Consider the following 474-nt stretch of genomic DNA (forward strand, 5'->3'; position numbering starts at 1 on the left):
ATACACCAACGTTATCGCCTGCTTGACCTTGATCGAGCAATTTGCGGAACATTTCAACACCAGTACATGTTGTTTTTACTGTGTCTTTAATACCAACGATTTCGATCTCTTCGCCGACCTTAACGATACCGCGCTCGATACGACCAGTCACAACTGTACCGCGACCAGAGATAGAGAATACGTCTTCCACAGGCAACAAGAATGCGCCGTCAACAGCACGTTCTGGCGTTGGAATGTAAGAATCCAAAGCATCAGCCAATTTCATGATCGCTTCTTCGCCCAATGGACCTTTGTCGCCCTCGAGCGCCAATTTCGCAGAACCTTGGATGATAGGCAAATCATCGCCTGGGAATTCGTATTTAGACAATAACTCACGAACTTCCATTTCAACCAATTCCAACAACTCAGCGTCATCAACCATGTCGCATTTGTTCAAGAAAACGATGATGTATGGAACACCAACTTGACGTGCCA

1 protein-coding gene is annotated in these 474 nt (G+C 46.0%); it reads right to left on the reverse strand.

Annotation, left to right across the window (positions count from 1 at the left end):
• Nucleotides 1-474 (reverse strand): EF-Tu/IF-2/RF-3 family GTPase (locus ACO0KZ_RS20460; RefSeq protein ID WP_422998631.1); only part of this gene is annotated, 474 nt, incomplete at both ends.

Source organism: Undibacterium sp. Di24W (assembly GCF_049340325.1).
Classification (GTDB): Bacteria; Pseudomonadota; Gammaproteobacteria; order Burkholderiales; family Burkholderiaceae_D; genus Undibacterium.